Here is an 18,035-nt window from a genome sequence, read left to right on the forward strand (position 1 = left end):
GCCCGGACTGGGCGGGTGACTTGTCCGCGGTGCGCGGTGTCAGATGCTGCGGTGCCCGCGCACCGCGTTCTCCATCTCCCGCAGCTTCGGCGCGAGTTGCGCGTCCACGGCCAGCGGGTCCCGCCGATGGAGGTCCTGCAGCGCCCGACGCGCGGGCAGTGCGGTGTTGATCTCGTGCCGGCCCTGCTCCAGGGCGGCGAAGATGTCACGCACCACGTCGGTGACCTCACGTCGTCCGAAGCCCAGTTCGTCTCCGGCTCGGGATGTCGCCATCATGTCCGTGTCGGTCGCACCGGGATAGGCCGTCGCCACATGGACCGGTGTGCCGTGCAATTCCCGGCGCAGTGCATGGCCGAAGGCCGCCAGACCGCTCTTGGTGGCGGAGTAGACCGTGTAGAAGGGCAGATTCACCAGCGCGACCCCGCTCGCGATGTTCAGCAGCAGGGCCTGCTTTTCGGGTGTCGGTGGCCGAAGTGCGGGCAACGCCGCCCGGGACAGCAGCACAGGAGCGGTGAGGTTGAGCGCGATCATGGCCTGGATGTCCTCCGCGCTGTGCTCACGCAGGCTGCCGGCCCTCACGTTTCCGGCGTTGCTGATGAGGAGGCCGTAGTCGCCGAACACGTCCTGGGCCCGACGGGCGATCCGGGCGGGCGTTCCGGGCTCGGTGAGGTCGGCGACGGCAACATGTGCGGTGCCGCCCGCGTCGCGCATGAGGTCCGCGGTCCGCTGGAGGGTCTGCCGGCGTCGGCCGACCAGCACGAGCTCCGCGCCCCGTGCGGCCAGTCGCAGGGCCATCTCGCGGCCGATCCCGCTGCCCGCTCCGGTGACAACTCCCCGTCGGTGGTCCAGGTCCATGCCCACTCCCAAAATAGTTCTTGATTGAACTATCCATTATTGCTACGGTGACATCACCACGGCAAGGGAACCCCCTTCCGCACACGGGTTACGTATTGATCAATCCAGAAAAGGTGTGAGGTCATGGATCTCGAACTCGACAACAAGGTCGTCGTCGTCACCGGTGCCAGCAGGGGCATCGGCCTGGCTGTCGCCCGCGCCTTCGCTCACGAGGGCGCTCACGTGGTCGCAGGCGCACGCAACCCGGGCAAGGAGCTCGCCGAGCTGAGCGAGCGGCACGGTCTCGTCTCGCTGCCGGTGGACCTGAGCACGGCCGACGGCGCCGCCGCCCTCATCGACACGGCGGTCACCCACTTCGGCAGCGTCGACGTACTCGTCAACAACGTCGGCTCGGTCGCTCCGCGCCTGGGCGGGTTCTCGTCCGTCAGCGACGACGACTGGACGCAGACCTTCAACACCAACCTGTTCAGCGCCGTGCGGGCCAGCCGGGCAGCCCTCCCCCACCTACTGGCGAGCCGCGGAGCAATCATCAACATCGGCTCCGTGAACGCGATCCTGCCCGACCCGAGCATCGTCGACTACGCGGCATCCAAGGCCGCCCTGGCCAGCTTCGCCAAGTCGCTCTCCAAGGAGGTCGGCCCCCAGGGCGTCCGCGTCAACACCATCAGCCCGGGACCGGTCGAGACCGACATCTGGCTGGCCGACGGCGGCATGGCCGATACCGTCGCCAACGCCATGGGCGTCGGACGTGACGCGGCACGCGAGGCCATCGTCGCGGGCCTCGGCGGCCTGGCCACCGGCCGCTTCACCCGCCCCGACGAGGTCGCCGACCTCGCCCTGCTGCTGGCCAGCCACCGCACCGGCAACGTCACCGGCGCCGACTTCACCATCGACGGCGGACTCGTCAAGACCCTGTGACACCCGCCCGGAGCCACCCGCGCGTCGCGGGGGCGCGGAACGGACACACGCCCTCTCCGCGCCCTGCTCGATGCAGTCGATCGACTCATGCGCTCCATGTGACTGTCTTGCCAAGGTCTACGGCATGACCCACGACTTCGGCTTCTGCTCGCCTCTTGGCGCCGTCCAGGCCGGTCGGTACGCACCGGACGTACGAGGAGGGGGCCTGGCCCGCTCGGGCCACCGGATCCTCGAGGAGCACCCCGCGGACACGCTGCCGCAGCCGCGGCGGCATCCGGCTTGACCAACCGCGGGCAACCGCCCGAACCCCGCGCCCGCAGACCGGTGCGCCCCTTCACCGTTCACCCCGGATCCAAGGAGACAGCCATGCCCGAGTCCGCCCCCTACACCCCCACTCCCCGCCAGGTCGCCGAGTCGATGTACGAGGCTCTCCTGCACTCCGACCGGGAAGCCCTCGCGACCATCACCTCCCCCGAGATCCGGATACATGTCACGAACGACCTCGCCTACGGCGGCGAGTACGCGGGCCTGCCGGGCTTCGCCGCGCTGTTCAAGAACACCTTCGATCTGATCGACAGCCGCATCGAGATCGAGCGGTTCTTCGACGCGGGGGCCGACACGGTGGTGGCTGTGGGACGTACCCGCGGGACCGGCCGTGCCACCGGGACGCCCTTCGACTCAGCCATCGTGCATGTCCTGACGATCAAGGCCGGCCTGCTGGTGGGCTTCGACGCGTTCGTCGAGGACCAGCCGATCACCGCCGCGATCAGCGCCACGGCCGCTCAGAACTGAGCGGGCGCAGCACTCGGGCACACCTCGGCTCCGCGCTCCGGTCCGGCCGTCGCGGCTGCCGGCCCGGGACGCGGTTGTCCCCTCGGTGATCGACCTCCCCGATACTGGAATAAACATTCCAAAAATGCTACGGTCGTTTCATGGCACGCCCTCGGATGTTCGACACAGACCAGGTACTGGAGCGGGCCATGGACCTCTTCTGGCGTCAGGGCTACAACGCGACGTCACTGCCGCAACTGACGATGGAACTGGGCATCGGCAGCGGCAGTCTGTACGGCGCGTTCGGCTCCAAGGAGGGCCTGTACGCCCAGGCCCTGAAACGCTATTGCGACGACCAGGCCGCCTCGCTCGTGGAGCGACTCGATTCCGCCTGCGACATCCGTGCGGCACTTCGGGAGACGCTGCTCGCCATGGCCGAAGCGGACCTCGCGGACCCCGAGCGCGGCTGCCTGCTGGTCAACGCGGCTACGGAGCGCGCGGCGCACGAGGCCACAGTCGAACGTGTGAAGTCGACCATGGCCACCGTCGAGTCCGCGCTGACCGAAGCGTTGCAGCGCGCCCAGGTTCGGGGTGAGCTGGCCGCCGAGAAGCGTCCGGCCGAGCTGGCCCGCTTTCTGACGACGTTCATCCAGGGCATGCGTGTGATGGGCAAGGCCCACGCGGACCGGGAGTTCCTCGAGGGCGCTGTGTCCGGCGCCCTGAAGGTGCTGGACTGAGGCCGCACGAAGGGAAGTGCCGCCGCGGTGTCGACGGTCACGTGAAGAACCTGACCGTCGACGCTCGGCGTCGGCAGGTCATGTCCGGCCGGTCGGCGCCTCGGTCTCCGACGGACGCGCCACCTCGGCCAACGCATCCCGCAGCGAGGCACGTGAGGAGATGCCGAGCTTGGGGAAGCCCCCCTCACCCGGAGTACAACGGTGCCCACGCCGGACACTGCACGTCGTCGTAGCCCGCTGCGCGTAGAAGCCCCGCCAGAACATGGCGGGGCTTCGTCGTGCAGTCAGCTGTCACACGCGAATCACAGACCCCGTGGACACCCTCCCGGCACAGGATCCCGAAACTGGACATACATGTCCGCATAGGACTGGATGGACGGCCCTGGACGGCTTCTACGACATGTGCCATGTCGTACCCAGTGAGGGACCCAAGATCAGGACTGGGGCGTCTTCTCGCCCGTCAAAGCGGTATTGCAGGGTGTTCGTCGGTGTCTCACTCACGCCCTGCACGCTCTCACATCTCACAAATTCTCACGTGCTCGGGTCGGAGCCCCCGTGCAAGCCGTCCATGTTGTGACGGCTCCGCGAAGATCCGCCGCGTCCGGCTTCACGTACCCCTTCTTGCTCCGAATTCCGCGAACCAGTCCAGCATGTGGCCATCGGTGACGGCGCCAGGACCGGTGACGTCGGCCACGCGCGCGCCCTGCAGAAGCCGTTTGACCGGCACCTCGAGCTTCTTCCCGGTCAGCGTGCGGGGCACCGCGGGCACCCGCACGATCACGTCGGGCACATGGCGTGGGGACAACTGCTCTCGGATGGCCGCCGTGATCCGCTCCCACAGGCGATCGTCGGATTCCTCGTCATCGCCGGTCACGACGAACAGCGGCATGAAGTAGTCGCCGTCGGCCTGCTCGACACCGACGACGAGGCTGTCCGAGATGCCGGGCAGTTGCTCCACCACCCCATAGATGTCCGCCGACCCCATCCGCACCCCCATGCGATTGAGCGTGGAGTCGGAACGGCCGGACACGACGAGGGACAGGTCCGTTTCCATGGTCACCCAGTCACCGTGCCGCCACACGCCTGGGTAGGTGTCGAAGTAGCTGGCCCGGTAGCGTGCGTCACCGGGGTCGTCGACGAAGCGCAGTGGCATGGACGGCAGTGGGGCGGTCACCACCAGCTCTCCCTGCTCGCCGATCAGAGGCCGTCCCGTCTCGTCCCACGCGGCCAGCGCCACACCGAGCGCCGGGCACTGAATGCGGCCTGCACGCACCGGGAGGAGGGCAGAGCCGCCCGCGAGCACGGAGCAGACGTCGGTCCCGCCGCAGATCGACTGCAGCCACACGCCGGGAGCGAGCCGGTCATGGACCCAACGCCAGGTGCTCGATGCCATGGCCGACCCCGTCTGCAGGACCGAGCGCACCGCATCGAGATCGAGGTCGGCCGCCGGATGCAGACCCGATTTCTCCACGGCCGCGAGATAGGCAGCGCCGAGCCCGACCATCGTCGCCCTGGTCCGTTCGGCGACCCGCCAGGCGCCGACGGCGTCGGGATACGTTGGGCTGCCGTCGTAGAGAACGATCGTGCTGCCGTGCAGCAGACCGCCGACCAGGAAGTTCCACACCATCCAGCTGGTGGAGGTGACGAACAGGTACCGGTCCTCGGGGCGCAGGTCGGCACCGAGCCCCAGCGCCTTCAGCAATTCCACGACGATGCCGCCGTGACCCTGCACGATTCCCTTGGGGACACCGGTGGTTCCCGACGACCACAGAATCCACAGCGGGTGGTCGAAGGGTACGTCGGCGAAGTCCAGTGCCCGGGCGGTGGACGGCAGGGCGGACCAGGCGTGCACGGTGACGCCGGATCGTATGGACCATGCGTCCGTCTGCTGTGGGAAGAGGTCGTCGACCGCCAGGAGGTGGCGGACGGTCGGCAGTCCGTCCAGGAGCTCGGTGACCGTATGGCGTCTGTCGTGCTCCTTACCTCCGTAGCGGTAGCCGTCCGCGGCGACGAGGACCGTCGGCCGGACCTGCCTCAGCCGGGCAAGCACGCTGGGGGTGCCGAAGTCGGGTGAGCAGGCCGTCCACACGGCGCCGATCGCCGCGGTGGCCAGCAGTGCCACCACCGCCTGCGGCAGGTTGGTGAGATACCCGGCGACGCAGTCGCCGGGGCGCACGCCCATCCGCCGAAGGGCGGCGGAGACGTTCGTGACCTCGCGGCGCAGCTGGGCCCACGACGTCTCGACAGGTTCGCCGTCCTCGGTCACGCTGACCAGTGCCGGACGGGCGTCGGTGGCCTGGGCGAGGCACCGTTCGGCGAAGTTCAGCCGGGCGCCGGTGAACCAGCGGGCTCCTGGCATGGTGGCGTCGCCCAGCACCTCGTCGTACCCGGTGACGGCGTCCAGTCCGTAGTACTCCCACACCGCCGACCAGAAGCCCGGGAGGTCGGTGGAGCTCCACCGCCACAGCTCCGCGTAGTCGGCGAAGTGCAGGCCGCGGGTCTCTTCCAGCCATTCCATGAACACTGCGACGTTGGAGTCCTCCAGTTCGCGGCGCCCCGGTGTCCACAGCGGTTCGGTGTCCGGACTCATGAGTGCCCTCCGGTGCGCGTCGCCCCGAGCGGTGCGCTGCGGGAGTCGGACTCCAGCATGCGGATCAGTTCCTCGGCAAGGGGCCACTCACCGTGTCCCGAGGCCGGGTTGAGGTGGCCGACCGCGCCCAGCTGCACCAGGCGACTGCGCCAGTTCCGGGCCAGCTCGGCGACGCGGCCCGGTGCGCCGAGCGGGTCGTCGGCGCTGGCGGCGACGAGGGTGGGGAAAGGAAGCGGCACGCGGGGCACGGGAGTCCAACCGTGGTCCGCCAGTTCGGCAGGGGTGGGGTAGCCGTCCGGCAGCGGCGTCTCGAAGTCCGGTGGCGTGGCGAGCAGCGCGCCGCGTACGTCGGCACGGTGGCGCCCGGCCCAGTGCACCGTGGTGATGGCTCCGGCACTGTGGGCGACCAGCAGGACCGGCCCGTCCAGGGGCGCCAGCGTCGCGGCCAGATTGCCGACCTGGACGTCCAGGCTGAGCCGTTCCGCGGCCACCGGGGGAACGGTGCGAACGGCGCGGCCGGCCTTGACGAGCCGTTCGGCCAGCACGGTCTGCCAGTGGTCCGAAACGTGGTCGCGCAGACCGGGGACGATGACCACGGTGGATTGCCCGGTGGGGCTCATGAGGGGACCTCCGACGGGTGCTTGGGCTCCGCCCTCGTGGCGAGGTCGTCGAGGCGGAGGAGGTCGCGTTCGTACCAGTGCCTGCCGACCAGGAAGACCGCCGCGGCTGCGACCGCGACGAGGGGCACGATGCGCAGGGCGCCCAGCAGGCCGAAGCGGTCCGCGAGCGCGCCCGTGACGGCGGGGCCGGGGGCCAGCCCGAGCAGGCTGTTGGCCAGGGTGAGGGTGGCGAACGCGGTCGCGGCGATGGAGGCGGGGGTCAGGTTCGCCACCATGGCCGCCGCGGGTCCGGCGGAACCGGCCGACAGCAGGCAACCGGCGGCCAGGGCGAGCAACTGGGCTGGTCCGGTGGGCAGTTGGAAGGTGAGGGTCAGCAGGAGGAGCGCACCGAGGCTGCAGCCGACCGCGACGGCCCACTTGCGGATCGGGGCGGTGGAGCTGACGCGGTCGGATGCGACGCCCCCGAGGATCATGCCCAGGCCGATGATCATCGCGAAGCCACCGGCGGCCCCGCCCGCCTTGGCCGGTGCCATGTGGTAGTAGCGGTTGAAGAAGCTGGGCAGCCAGCCCAGGAGCGCGGCGGCGATGAACAGTTGCAGTCCGCTGCCGATGTAGGCGCTGATGACCGAGACGGAGGAGAACAGGCGGGGCAGGTGAGTGCGCAGCCGACCGCTCGCCTCTGCACCGCCCTCGGCACCGGCCGGCCGTCCACGCGGCGCCAGTCTGCTCTCCTTGACCACGACCCCGTACACCGCGGCGAGCACCAGGCCGAAGATCCCCATCGCGGCGAACGCCCAACGCCAGCCGGCCGCCTGGGCCACGGCGCCGCCGAGGGCCACGCCGAGTACCGAGCCGAAGGCTCCTCCAGCGATGAAGGCGCCGGAGAGGGTGGCCCGCAGCGCGGCGGGGAAAATGCTGAGGACCACGGCGATTCCCACGCTGCCGTATGCCGCCTCACCGATGCCGACGAAGAGACGGCCGACGAACATCTCGCCGTAGCTCGCCGATACGGCGCACCCCAGGGTGGCCAGGCTCCACATGGTGGCGGCGAGCAGCAGGCTCCGCACCCTCCCCCACCGGTCGGCCAGTAGGGACATGGGGAAGGTGAGCACGCCGACCGTCAGGGCCACGATGCCGCTGAGCGACCCCAGGGCGGCGTCGGACAGCAGCCATTCGGCCTTCAGCATCGGGAAGACGGCGTTGAGGACTTGGCGGGACATGTAGTCGGACAGCAGCAGGCCGAAGCCGAGTGCGAAGACTGTCCAGGCATAGCTTTTGGACACGGGCCACTCCGACACGGATGCGGTCGGGGCCGTGGACTGCGCAGTGGTGTGAAACTTCATTGTCATCACCTCGACTGCTCGAAAGGGAAGGTCAGAACGGTCTGTCGCCCACGATTCCGGCGCGCTCCATCTTGCGGACGGCGGGCCAGTAGTCCTGGACGGCGTAGTGCTGGGTGGAGCGGTTGTCCCAGATGGCCACGCTGTTGGGACTCCAGCGCCAGCGCACCTGGTACTCGGGGATCGCGGCCTGGCTGATCAGATAGGTGAGCAGGTGGCTCGCGCCCGGCGCGTAGTCCTGGCCGAAACGCACGTTCTCGGGCGTGTGGTAGTTGACGAAGTGCGTCGCGAACGCGTTGACGAAGAGGATCTTCTCGCCCGTCTCCGGGTGGGTGCGCACGACCGGATGCTCGGCGTCCGGGAACCGCTCTTTGAGCGCGTGGCGCCGTTCGTCGGGCATGACAGCGCCGAAGGTGGCCTCGATGCTGTGCCGGGCGCGCAGCCCCTCGATCCGGGTCTTGATGTGGTCAGGGAGCCGGCCGTAGGCCTCGACCATGTTCACCCAGATCGTGTCACCGCCGACCGGGGGCGATTCGACGCAGCGCAGTACGGCGCCCATCGACGGGTTCACCCGCCATGTGCCGTCCGTGTGCAGGGCGTTCTCGTAGTGCTCGGGGGGGCTGTCCAGGTCCTTGTAGATCCGGACCAGCCCGGGATGATCGGGGTCGCTGCCGGCGACGGGGTGGTCCTCCAGCGGGCCGAAACGCGAGGCGAACGCGACGTGGTCGGCACGCGAGATGTCCTGATCCCGCAGGAAGAGGACCTTGTACTCCAGCAGCAGGCTCTTGATCTCGGCGAACAAGCCGTCGTCACGGGCCGCTTCGGCCAGGCTCACACCGCTGAGCTCGGCACCGATGGTGCAGGTCAGCGGCTCGGCCACGATGGATGTGCGGCGCGCGCTCGGGCGCACCAGCGCCGGGGCCTGCCGCGGCAACGACGAGAGGGTGTCTGGCATGGATGCTCACTCCCTGGGGTGGAACGGGGTGCGCCCTCTCACAGGACGAAGACGGAGGATCCGGTGGTCCGGCCGGCTTCCAGATCGCAGTGCGCCTGCTCCGCGTCCTCGAGGGCGTAACGCTGATTGATTTCGATCTTGATGCGCCCGGAGGCGACGTGCTCGAACAGCTCGCCCGCCAGCGCGGCGCGCTCGGCGGGGTCGGCGATGTAGTCGGCCAGGGCGGGTCGGGTGACGAACAGCGAGCCCTGGACGGCGAGTTGCATCGCGTCGATCGGCGGCACGGGGCCCGAGGCGGTGCCGAAGCACACGAGGAGCCCGCGGCGGGCCAGTGAGGCGAGGGATCCCGCGAAGGTGTCCTTGCCCACACTGTCGAACACGACCGGGACACCCGCGCCGCCGGTCAGCTCGCGGACCCGGTCGGCCACGTTCTCGCGCCGGTAGCGGATGACGTGCTCGCATCCGTGTGCTCGGGCGATGTCAGCCTTCTCCTCACTGGACACCGTTCCGATCACACGGATGCCGAGCAGCGCGGCCCACTGGCACACGATCAGGCCCACCCCGCCCGCCGCGGCGTGCAGCAGCACGGTGTCGCCGGACTTGAGCGGATGGATCCTGCGCAGCAGATAGGCCGCGGTCAGGCCGCGCATCGTCATCGCGGCCGCCGTCTCGCAGCTGATCTCGGGGGGCAGCTTGATCAGGTGCGAGGCGGGCATGACCCGCTCCGTGCTGTAGGCACCGAGCGGACTTCCGGTGTACGTCACCCGGTCGCCCTCGGCGACGTCGGTGACGCCTTCGCCCACCGCCTCCACCACGCCGGCGGCCTCGACACCGATGCCGTCGGGCAGGCGGACCGGATAGAGCCCGCTGCGGAAGTACGTGTCGGCGAAGTTGAGGCCGACGGCCTCGTGCCGGATACGCACCTCGCCGGGGCCGGGATCGCCGACGGTGACCTCCTCCCACGACAGGACGTCGGGGCCACCGGTTTGGTAGAAGCGGACGGCGTGTGCCACAGAGTGCTCCGAAGGAATCGCGCGGGTGGGGTGTTACCTGTGTGCGGGGACGGGCCCCGGCGCCGGGGAGGCGGGAGTCAGGCCGTGACGTCGCGCAGCATGAAGCCGCGCTGCCCCGGGCGACGGTTGGGCACCATGCCGAGCCGGGCGATGGTCTCGTCGGCGTCTGCGTAGTACTCGCCGATCTTGTAGATCCGCTTGGCGTCGGCGCCGGTGGCGATCTCACGGCCGAGCGCCTCGGAGATCGCCACCATCTGCTCGACCTGTGCCACGGAGGACATCCGCTCGCCCTTGGCGCGCCAGAGGTTGTCCTCGTTGCCGACGCGAACGTGCTGGCCGAGGGCGATGGCGACGGCGTTCATCGGGGCCACGGCGCGCATGGAGCTCTCGATGGTCAGAACGGCGCCGTCCGGGACTCGGCGCATGAACTCGATCAGGTCGGCGGGGTGCCGCCCGGCGAAACCGCCGCCGATCGCCACGTAGTTGAGGATCAGCGGTCCGGTGTGGACACCGGCCCGGATCAGCCGCTCCACGGTCTCCAGCTGGGCCAGGTGGGCGAGTTGGAAGTGCGGCTGGATACCGTTCGCGCGCAGCCGCTTGAGGTGCTCCAGGTAGAACTCCGGACCGGCCTCGACGACCATGTCGCGGTACGCCCGGTAGTAGTCCGGCTTCGCGATCGAGGTGCCCTCGAGGTCGTCGTCGTTCATGATCTCGACGATGTTCATCTGGCTGGTGTTGATCGCGATCGTGACCTGGTCCGGCGCCGGGGTGAGTTCGGCCAGCAGGTGACGGGTGTCGTAGGCGAGCCACTTGGCGTCACCGCCCTCGCCCTCGGGGGCGAAGGAGATCGAACCGCCGATCTGGAGCACCATGTCCGGCACGGCCTCGCGCAGCCGTCCCAGCAGTTCATTGAACATCGACATCCGCTTGGAGCCCTTGCCGTCGAGCTCACGCACGTGGATGTGGAGCACCGTCGCGCCGGCGTTGTAGCAGTCGACGGCCGCCTGTACGTGCTCGTCCATGGTCAGTGGCAGGTCGTCCGCGTCGCCAGGAAGCCACTCGGGGCCGTACGGCGCGGCCTGGATCACCAGCTTTTCCTGGTTCTCGGGGAAGAGAGAGTCGTCGTGGAAGTGCACGGTGCTTCTCCTTGTCGAAGGGGTGATCGCGTCACGGAGCAGGCGGCGGACGCGACGACAGGGCCTGCGGAGGCTGACGTCCGGGCCGGTGGCGACACCTGACCGAGATGATTGCGGGCTGGTCCGGAGGAAGTGCCCTCAGGGGAGTAGCAGAGCGCTCCCTCCGGAAGCCGACCGCCTGCGCGGTGGTGCCACGGTAGGGCGGGCGGCACGTGCCCGCTTTGCCTGCGGTGACAGGTGACTTGTCAATCGGGGACACACGCGCGGGTCCACCGGTCCTGCCGCCCGTATGTATGCGTCCTGCTGCGGGCTCAGCTTCCGCCGCGGGTCGCCGAGCCGCCCCCGCTCTTGCGCCACTCCCGCGGACCGGTGCCGAAGTATTCGTGGAACCACCGGGAGAACGCACTCAGCGACGAAAACCCGAGCAGTGTGGAAACCTCGGTCAGGGAACGGCTGGGATTGGCGACGAACTGCTCGGCGAGCGCCCTGCGGGTCGAATTGAGCAGGGAGGAGAACGTCTCCCCGGAGCGAGCCAGATGACGGTGAACGGTGCGCCGGTCGACGCCGAGGCTGCGTGCGATCTGCTCGATGGAGCAGCGCCCGGTCGGCAGCAGCGCCTCGATGAGCTCGCGCACCCGGTCGGCCTCGGATGACTCCCTGGGGACTGCGATGGGCTCGAAGTACTGCCGGGTGTAGCTGCGCAGCTGGGCATCGGCCATGGAGTTGGGGGCGTCCAGGTCCGCGGCGTAGAAGACGATGCCGTTGAAGTCGCGGTCGAACTCCACCAAGGGCCCGAACATGCGGCGATGGCCTGCGGTGTCCCGCGGCGCTCGGTGTGCGAAGCACACCGACAACGGGCGCCAGCGCGGGCCGAGGAAGCCGCACAGCACGCGGTGGAACACGCCCACGGCGAGTTCCGTGCCCTGCCGGGCCGGCTGCGGCTCCCCGAGCCGGAGGTCCACCTTGAGCGTGGCCACCCCGTTGCCCTCCGAGAGCCGGGCGTGCAGGACCTCGTTGTACGTGTGCTGATGGCGGATCAGCAGTGACAACGCGCTGCGCACGTCAGGCTCTTCACGGACGAGCAGGCTGATGGGGCCGAGGTTGGAGAAGCGCCGCAGCTCCGCCAGGAGCAGACCGAAGTCCTCGCGCCCGGAGGCGGCGGCCGACAGCTCCAGCAGCCTGACCACCGCCGTGCCGGAGATCCACCGGTCCTGCACGGCCAGGTCCGCGGTGTCCAGGCCGACGCCCTTCATCAGCACACGGGGATCGAGACCGAGAGATCGGCTGAGCTCGACATAGCCGTTCAGCGCGGCGGTGCGGGCAAGGGGCCTCATGGGCACGCTCCAAGGGCGGCGGGTCCCCAGAAGTTAAGTTTCCCGTCCCCGTACGTCAAGCATGACGGACGAGTGATTCGTAGCATCCCCGTTCAACGCTGCCCGTAGGGCGACCGGCGGCCGCGCCGCCCGCCCGCCGCGCCGCCGGAAGAAAGCTGCTCGGCTCACCAGACCTCGCGGAGGCGACCATGGCCGAAACCCCGGATACGCCGGCGGTGCCGACCGAACCGTTCACGGGCCCCGCCCTGTGGTACGGACCCGATCTGGCGGGCCGTGACGACTGGGTGGTGAGGCTGTCCGCCGAGCACGGTGAGGAACTGCGTACGGGGGTGCACACCGCCCGCGGGCGCGCCGCCACACTGCTGCGGATGACCGTCGGCGACTTCCCTCTGCCCACGCTCGCCGCCGAGCTCGAGCGCGCTGCCGCGGCGCTTGTCGAGGGGCCGGGCTTCCTTCTGATCAAAGCTGTACCGCCGGATCTGCTCGGCGAGGCGGAGGCGAGCACCGTGCTGCGCGGCATCGGCCAGTACCTCGGCAGGCCCGTCCCGCAGACCGCCGACGGCCGCACCCTCTGCCACATCCGGGACGTCGGCCTGGTGCTGGACGGCCCGGCGCCACCCGCCTGTCTGACCCGGGCGGCGCTCCCGTTCCACACCGCCGAGTCGGACCTGCTCGGCCTGATGTGCCTGCGGCCGGGCCGCTCGGGCGGCCGTACGCTGCTGGCCAGTGCTGCCGCCGTGCACAACGCCGTGCTCGACGCCCGACCGGACCTCGCCTTGCGCCTGTACCGGAGTCACCTCTTCGGCGGCCAGGAAGAGCGCGCGTCCGGTGAGGGGGCGTACCTGGCCTCCCCGCTTGTCACCCGGCACAGCGACAGGCCCAGCATGCGCTACGACCGCGCCCGCTTGGCCAACGGTGCACACACTGCTCGCGGCAGTGGTCCCGACCGGGCCGCTGACAGGGAGTTGTACGACCTGATCGAGACGACGGCCGCTTCGCCCGCCGTCCGGCTCGAACTGGATCTCCAGCCCGGTGATCTGCTGCTGCTCGACAACCACATGGTGCTGCACGCCCGCTCGGCGTACGAGGACTTCGACGCCCCGGAACACAAACGGCACCTGTTGCGACTGTGGCTTGCCCGCCACGAAGACACCGACCCCGCAGGATGGGCAGCCGGACCGCACTCCCGCCCCGTGACACGCGCCGGGATCACCCCACACGACGTCATCCACCCCCGGAGCCTGCGCATGGCACGCCCTGGCTGCAGCTGTCCGCCGCTGCACACCTACTGAGACGAATCGAGGACGCCACAGTCATGCCCAATCTCGCCACGCTCCTGGTGAACTCCGCGGCCGTACACGGAGCGCACGTCGCCGTGCGCCACGACGACACCACCCTCACGTACGAGCAGCTCGACGAGGCGAGTGCGCGGCTCGCCAACGCCCTGGGCCGGCGGGGTGTCCGGCCAGGCGACGTCGTCGCCATGACCATGCCCAACGTGCCGCTCTTCCCGGTCGTGTATTTCGGCATCCTGCGAGCCGGTGGCGTGGTGGTGCCGATGAACCCGCTGCTCACGGCCCGCGAGGCAGCCTTCGTGCTCCGCGACTCGGGGGCCCGGACGGCGCTGGCCCACCCGATGTGCGCCGACCAGGTCGCGAAGGCAGCCGCCGAGACCGGAGCGGCGTGCCTGGTCACGGATTCCGACGCCTTCCAAGCGCTGCTGCTCGCTGCCGGGCCCATGCCCGGCGTGGTCGAGCGGGCCGACGACGACACCGCCGTCATCCTGTACACCTCGGGCACCACCGGAACCCCCAAGGGTGCAGAACTGACCCACCGAAACCTGCTGACCAACACGGCCACCACCGCGGAGACCCTGCTTCTGCTCGGCCCGGAGGACGTCCTGTTCGGCGGCCTGCCGCTGTTCCACGCCTTCGGTCAGACCTGCGCCATGAACACCGCCATAGCCGCCGGCGCGACGCTGACCCTGCTGCCCCGGTTCGATTCGGGGCGGGCCTTGGAGGTCATGCACCGGGACGGGGTGACCGTCTTCCTGGGCGTGCCGACGATGTACTCCTCGCTCCTGCACGCCGAGCGCCCGGACCGGCACAACACGCCCCGGCTCCGACTCGCGGTCTCGGGCGGTGCGGCCCTGCCGGTCGAGGTGCTGCACGGCTTCGAGCGAGCCTTCGGGGCACCGGTGCTGGAGGGCTACGGCCTGTCGGAGACATCTCCGGTGGCCGCCTTCAACCATCCGGACCGCCCACGCAAGGCCGGCTCGATCGGCACACCCGTGCGGGGAGTCGAGATGAAACTCGTCGGGGACGACGGGTCCGCCGTGGAGACCGGCGCGGTCGGCGAGATCGCCCTCCGCGGTGACAACGTGATGAAGGGCTATTTCAACAACCCCGACGCCAGCGCTCTCGCACTGCGCGACGGCTGGTTCCACACCGGCGACCTGGCATGTGTCGACGAGGACGGCTTCTACTTCATCGTTGACCGCAAGAAGGACCTGATCATCCGGGGCGGCTACAACGTGTACCCGCGGGAGATCGAGGAGGTCCTCTACGGGCACCCCGCGATCGCCGAGGCCGCGGTCGTGGGAGTTCCGGACCCGCTGCACGGGGAGGAAGTCGCGGCGGTCTTGGTGCTGAGGGCCGGCGAGAAGGCGTCGGAGCAGGAGATCCGCGACTACGTGAAGGAACATGTCGCAGCCTACAAATATCCGCGCATCATCACCTTCACCGACGAGCTGCCCAAGGGCCCCACCGGCAAGATCCTCAAGCGGGAGATCACGGTCCCGCCGCCGTCGGTCTGCTCGTGAATCCCACGCCTCGGCGACGGTCTCGGACGCGTGTCATGGGCGGTGCGAGGCGTCGTCGGGGCTGCCTGGCGTCGGCTGCTGAGGATCGTGGCGATCGGGAGGGCCGCGGCCGGCCCGCTGAGCAGGACCGCTGCCAGCGCTCCCGGGATGGAGGGCCGGTCGTCGAAGGTGAGCCCGCTCGCGGCCGGCGCGGGACCCGCGTTGCGGACCGAAGCGATGCCGCCCATGGTGGTGCGGCGCACCGGCGGGCCCGTGGCCGGCAAGGTTCCCACGCCGAAGGGGCAGCCGCCAGCAGGAACCCGGCGAGCAGGGAGACGGAGCCGAAGACATCTTCGAGGCCGCCGACGCCAGTCGGTGGACCCGCGGCCCCAGCCCGCCCCTCGCGTGGCGCCGGGTCCGGCGCCAGGTGGTCCCACCGCAGGTGCTCACGTCGAAGCGGACCACCCACCGGCGCCGGACCACGACCGGCCGATGGGGCGATGTTCCCCGCCGACCGGGAGACTCGCGTTCCCCGGACGGTCGGCGTCCGGGGCTCGGCGGCTCGACTCGCCCAGGAATCCGGCCAGTCGGCGGGCGGCGCGGCCCGGTCCCGTGCCCGGTGTCAGAGGTCGCCCGGTGCGCCGAGGCCCGTCAGTGCGCCGACCGGGTCGAGGTCGGGGGTGCCGCGGGGCCACCAGTCGTCGTGCCCCGGTTCGGATTCGTAGGCGTACCAGAGGCCGTTGTGACCGAGGCGGAGTTGGGCGTGGCCCCGCGGGTGGGTGAGGTGGTTGCGCCACGGGCGGAAGGCGGGGAGGTCCGCGGCGAGGAGGAGTGGGCGGGCCCGGTCAAAGCGGCCGGCCGGTGGGTCCCAGGGCTCTTCGAGGACCCTGAGCGCTTCGAATCCGCCCTGCCGCCAGGCGGCGACCGCGCGCGCCAGGTCGGCCGGGGTGCGCCCGGTCGCGGAGGCGAGCGAGGAGTACAGGGCGCGGGTGGCGGCGGTGAGGCCGGATCCGGGGCGGGCGGCGGCCAGACGCACCGCGTCCTGCCAGAGCGTCAGTTCCGCGACGGGATCGCGGCCCGTGGTGAGCAGCGCGTGCGCACGAGCCGCCGCGTCCGTGGCCAACTGGTCGAGCGCGAACGGGTCCGGACCGCCCGGAGCGCCCGGGTAGGTCGGCGGCTGCTCGGGGTGCGCGGGCGGCGGCAACGGCGCCGGGAGCGGCGACAGTGTGCGCCGGGCGATCACGTCGCGGGCGCGTACGCCGGGCAGGGGCGCGGGTTTCTGCTCCTGGGCGGCGCGAGCCGCGCGGGCGGCGTTACGGCGGGACAGCGCGTCGAGCAGCTCGCGTTCGCCGCGGCCGCGCAACAGGAGCAGCACGAAGGGGTCTTCGTCCAGCAGCCGTGCCGTCTGGTAGCAGAGGGCGGCCGCGTGCTTGCAGGGGTGCCCGGAGTCGGGGCAACTGCAGTGCGGTTCGAGCTCGCCGGGGCCGGGGAGCAGCGCGACCCCGCACTCCGCGAGCGACTTGGGCATCTCCTTGTCGAGCAGCGCTGCGATGTGCCCGGGCCGCTCGGCGGCCGCGTCCAGGAAGCGGTCCCAGTCACCGTCGGACAGCGTCCGCACCCTGACCTGCACGCGGTACGGCCGCGGTCGGCTCCCGTGCACATACGCGAGCACCAACCCCGGGGTGACCGTGATGGCGTCGACGTACCCGTGCCCTGCATAGGCCCGCCCGCGCGCCAACCGCGCGGCATCCAGCGCCCCCTCCTCCAAGGCGGTCACCCAGGCATTCCCCCACCACGTCTCCGCGAAGGCGTCGGCCTCCGACGCCCGCGCGGCGAAGGCGGGGAAGGTACGACGCAGCTCACCGTCGCGGCCCGGGGATCCCATGGAGCGCGGGAGCCGGTTGGCCCGGGGCGCGGTTCGCGGCTCTGATCCGGAGTGCGATCCGGGGTGTGCCAGGAGCGGGCCGGCGGTCGCACCGGGTACGGAGCCGGGCCGCGCGGGGCGCCGCACGGGGAACGCCTCGCCGTCGTCGCCGGGTTGCGCGGCTGACGAGTCCGGCGTCGCCACGCGCGGGTCTCCGGGCTGCGCCGGGTGCGGCTCCGAAGTCGCCTCGCGTACGTCTCCGGGTTGCGCCGGGTGAGCATGCGAGGTCGCCTCGCGTGCGTCTCGGGTTTCCGCGGGCTGCGGCTCCGAAGTCGCTTCGTGCGCGTTCTGGGGCAGCGCGCGATATGCATCGGAAGCCGCCTCGCGGGCGTCCTGAGGCAACGCACCATACGAGTCCGAAGCCGCCTCGCGGACGTCCCGGGGCGGCACACGAGGCGCGTCCGAAGCCGACTCACGAGTGTCCCGGGGCTGCGCCGTATGCGGGTCCGACGTCACGTCGGTGGGCAACTCGAAGGCGCCGGCGAGCAGATCGCGTAGGTCCCGGGCCCGGGACCCGCCTGCCTGGCGCGGTCTGCTCCGCCGAGTCCGGGAAGCGTCCGGGTTCGGCTCGACCGATCGGCGCCCTGCCTCAACTCCCCTGATTCCAGGGCCCGTTACCCCACTGTCTCCGGCCTCCGAGTGTGCCGCCCGTCTCGCCTCGTCCCGCGCGGCGCGCAACGCCTCGCGCGCGATGTCACCGGGACGCGCGCCTCCGGAAGCCCCCTCAGCGGGACGGCTCGCCGGAGTACTCCCCGCCCCGGTCGCCCGCCGCAAGGCCTCTCGCGCCACGTCGCCCGGTCGCGCCCCCGGGGAGGACGCCGTCTTCGGCGGCCTCCCGGCCGCGCCCCGCGCGGCAAGCGGGGCCGGCTGATCGTCAGCCGCATCGGCCGGCCCGGTCTCCCGAACCTCGCGCTCGCGCGCGGCTCGCAGCGCCCGACGGGCCTCGTCCGCAGGCCGCGCCCCGGCGACGGGACGGGGCGGATCGGTGCCCCCGGGCCGGCCCGTGTCCCCATGCCGGTCGGTGTCCTCTCGTTCCTCCTCC

Annotated in this window: 15 protein-coding genes; 6 read left to right on the top strand and 9 right to left on the bottom strand. The window is 70.7% G+C overall.

The window, feature by feature from the left end; translation table 11 throughout:
- Positions 1-39: 39 nt before the first annotated feature.
- Positions 40-855: an SDR family NAD(P)-dependent oxidoreductase gene (locus ACZ4RZ_RS29270; RefSeq protein WP_467749013.1), complete on the bottom strand. Its 816-nt coding sequence runs from the start codon at positions 853-855 to the stop codon at positions 40-42.
- Positions 856-978: 123 nt separating this feature from the next.
- On the opposite strand from ACZ4RZ_RS29270, the gene ACZ4RZ_RS29275 reads away from it, so the two are divergent.
- From ACZ4RZ_RS29275 to ACZ4RZ_RS29290, 4 genes are all read left to right on the top strand, one after another.
- On the top strand, positions 979-1,773 hold the full coding sequence (locus ACZ4RZ_RS29275; RefSeq protein ID WP_467749015.1) for an oxidoreductase: 795 nt from the start codon (positions 979-981) through the stop codon (positions 1,771-1,773).
- 124 nt (positions 1,774-1,897) lie between these two features.
- Positions 1,898-2,056, top strand: a complete 159-nt coding sequence (locus tag ACZ4RZ_RS29280) for a hypothetical protein (protein WP_467749017.1) — start codon at positions 1,898-1,900, stop codon at positions 2,054-2,056.
- An 83-nt stretch (positions 2,057-2,139) separates the two neighbouring features.
- The gene (locus tag ACZ4RZ_RS29285) at positions 2,140-2,565 is read left to right on the top strand and encodes a nuclear transport factor 2 family protein (RefSeq protein WP_467749018.1); all 426 of its coding nucleotides are present in this window, start codon (positions 2,140-2,142) and stop codon (positions 2,563-2,565) included.
- Between the two features lie 140 nt (positions 2,566-2,705).
- On the top strand, positions 2,706-3,281 hold the full coding sequence (locus tag ACZ4RZ_RS29290; RefSeq protein ID WP_467749019.1) for a TetR/AcrR family transcriptional regulator: 576 nt from the start codon (positions 2,706-2,708) through the stop codon (positions 3,279-3,281).
- 607 nt (positions 3,282-3,888) lie between these two features.
- Here ACZ4RZ_RS29290 and ACZ4RZ_RS29295 read toward each other — a convergent pair.
- From ACZ4RZ_RS29295 to ACZ4RZ_RS29325, 7 genes are all read right to left on the bottom strand, one after another.
- Entirely contained in the window at positions 3,889-5,871 is a 1,983-nt protein-coding gene (locus ACZ4RZ_RS29295) for an acetoacetate--CoA ligase (RefSeq protein WP_467749020.1), read from the bottom strand.
- Positions 5,868-6,491 carry an RBBP9/YdeN family alpha/beta hydrolase gene (locus ACZ4RZ_RS29300; protein WP_467749021.1) on the bottom strand — a complete coding sequence of 208 codons (624 nt, stop codon included), beginning with the start codon at positions 6,489-6,491 and terminating at the stop codon, positions 5,868-5,870. Before ACZ4RZ_RS29300 ends, ACZ4RZ_RS29295 begins: the two co-directional genes overlap by 4 nt.
- Positions 6,488-7,774 carry an MFS transporter gene (locus ACZ4RZ_RS29305; RefSeq protein ID WP_467749023.1) on the bottom strand — a complete coding sequence of 429 codons (1,287 nt, stop codon included), beginning with the start codon at positions 7,772-7,774 and terminating at the stop codon, positions 6,488-6,490. Before ACZ4RZ_RS29305 ends, ACZ4RZ_RS29300 begins: the two co-directional genes overlap by 4 nt.
- Before the next feature lie 91 nt (positions 7,775-7,865).
- Positions 7,866-8,786: a TauD/TfdA dioxygenase family protein gene (locus tag ACZ4RZ_RS29310; RefSeq protein ID WP_467749024.1), complete on the bottom strand. Its 921-nt coding sequence runs from the start codon at positions 8,784-8,786 to the stop codon at positions 7,866-7,868.
- Between the two features lie 38 nt (positions 8,787-8,824).
- Entirely contained in the window at positions 8,825-9,799 is a 975-nt protein-coding gene (locus ACZ4RZ_RS29315) for a quinone oxidoreductase family protein (RefSeq protein WP_467749026.1), read from the bottom strand.
- A gap of 77 nt (positions 9,800-9,876) precedes the next feature.
- Positions 9,877-10,935, bottom strand: a complete 1,059-nt coding sequence (locus ACZ4RZ_RS29320) for a beta-keto acid cleavage family enzyme (protein WP_467749028.1) — start codon at positions 10,933-10,935, stop codon at positions 9,877-9,879.
- A 311-nt stretch (positions 10,936-11,246) separates the two neighbouring features.
- Positions 11,247-12,269 (bottom strand): AraC family transcriptional regulator, encoded by a 1,023-nt coding sequence (locus ACZ4RZ_RS29325; protein ID WP_467749030.1) that lies wholly within the window; start codon positions 12,267-12,269, stop codon positions 11,247-11,249.
- Between the two features lie 188 nt (positions 12,270-12,457).
- Between ACZ4RZ_RS29325 and ACZ4RZ_RS29330 the strand changes: the two genes are divergently transcribed.
- The gene (locus tag ACZ4RZ_RS29330; protein ID WP_467749032.1) at positions 12,458-13,561 is read left to right on the top strand and encodes a TauD/TfdA family dioxygenase; all 1,104 of its coding nucleotides are present in this window, start codon (positions 12,458-12,460) and stop codon (positions 13,559-13,561) included.
- 23 nt (positions 13,562-13,584) lie between these two features.
- Entirely contained in the window at positions 13,585-15,090 is a 1,506-nt protein-coding gene (locus ACZ4RZ_RS29335; protein WP_467749034.1) for a long-chain-fatty-acid--CoA ligase, read from the top strand.
- Between the two features lie 601 nt (positions 15,091-15,691).
- Here the strand turns inward: ACZ4RZ_RS29335 and ACZ4RZ_RS29340 are convergent.
- Complete coding sequence (locus ACZ4RZ_RS29340) at positions 15,692-17,782, bottom strand: SWIM zinc finger family protein (protein ID WP_467749394.1); 2,091 nt, start codon at positions 17,780-17,782, stop codon at positions 15,692-15,694.
- Between the last annotated feature and the right edge of the window lie 253 nt (positions 17,783-18,035).

It is taken from the genome of Streptomyces sp. NPDC027189, from assembly GCF_055566975.1.

Bases quoted from the DNA above. Each gene is read 5' to 3' on its own strand.
- ACZ4RZ_RS29270 (WP_467749013.1), bottom strand. From the start codon at position 855: ATGGACCTGGACCACCGACGGGGAGTTGTCACCGGAGCGGGCAGCGGG.
- ACZ4RZ_RS29275 (WP_467749015.1), top strand. From the start codon at position 979: ATGGATCTCGAACTCGACAACAAGGTCGTCGTCGTCACCGGTGCCAGC.
- ACZ4RZ_RS29280 (WP_467749017.1), top strand. From the start codon at position 1,898: ATGACCCACGACTTCGGCTTCTGCTCGCCTCTTGGCGCCGTCCAGGCC.
- ACZ4RZ_RS29285 (WP_467749018.1), top strand. From the start codon at position 2,140: ATGCCCGAGTCCGCCCCCTACACCCCCACTCCCCGCCAGGTCGCCGAG.
- ACZ4RZ_RS29290 (WP_467749019.1), top strand. From the start codon at position 2,706: ATGGCACGCCCTCGGATGTTCGACACAGACCAGGTACTGGAGCGGGCC.
- ACZ4RZ_RS29295 (WP_467749020.1), bottom strand. From the start codon at position 5,871: ATGAGTCCGGACACCGAACCGCTGTGGACACCGGGGCGCCGCGAACTG.
- ACZ4RZ_RS29300 (WP_467749021.1), bottom strand. From the start codon at position 6,491: ATGAGCCCCACCGGGCAATCCACCGTGGTCATCGTCCCCGGTCTGCGC.
- ACZ4RZ_RS29310 (WP_467749024.1), bottom strand. From the start codon at position 8,786: ATGCCAGACACCCTCTCGTCGTTGCCGCGGCAGGCCCCGGCGCTGGTG.
- ACZ4RZ_RS29325 (WP_467749030.1), bottom strand. From the start codon at position 12,269: ATGAGGCCCCTTGCCCGCACCGCCGCGCTGAACGGCTATGTCGAGCTC.
- ACZ4RZ_RS29330 (WP_467749032.1), top strand. From the start codon at position 12,458: ATGGCCGAAACCCCGGATACGCCGGCGGTGCCGACCGAACCGTTCACG.
- ACZ4RZ_RS29335 (WP_467749034.1), top strand. From the start codon at position 13,585: ATGCCCAATCTCGCCACGCTCCTGGTGAACTCCGCGGCCGTACACGGA.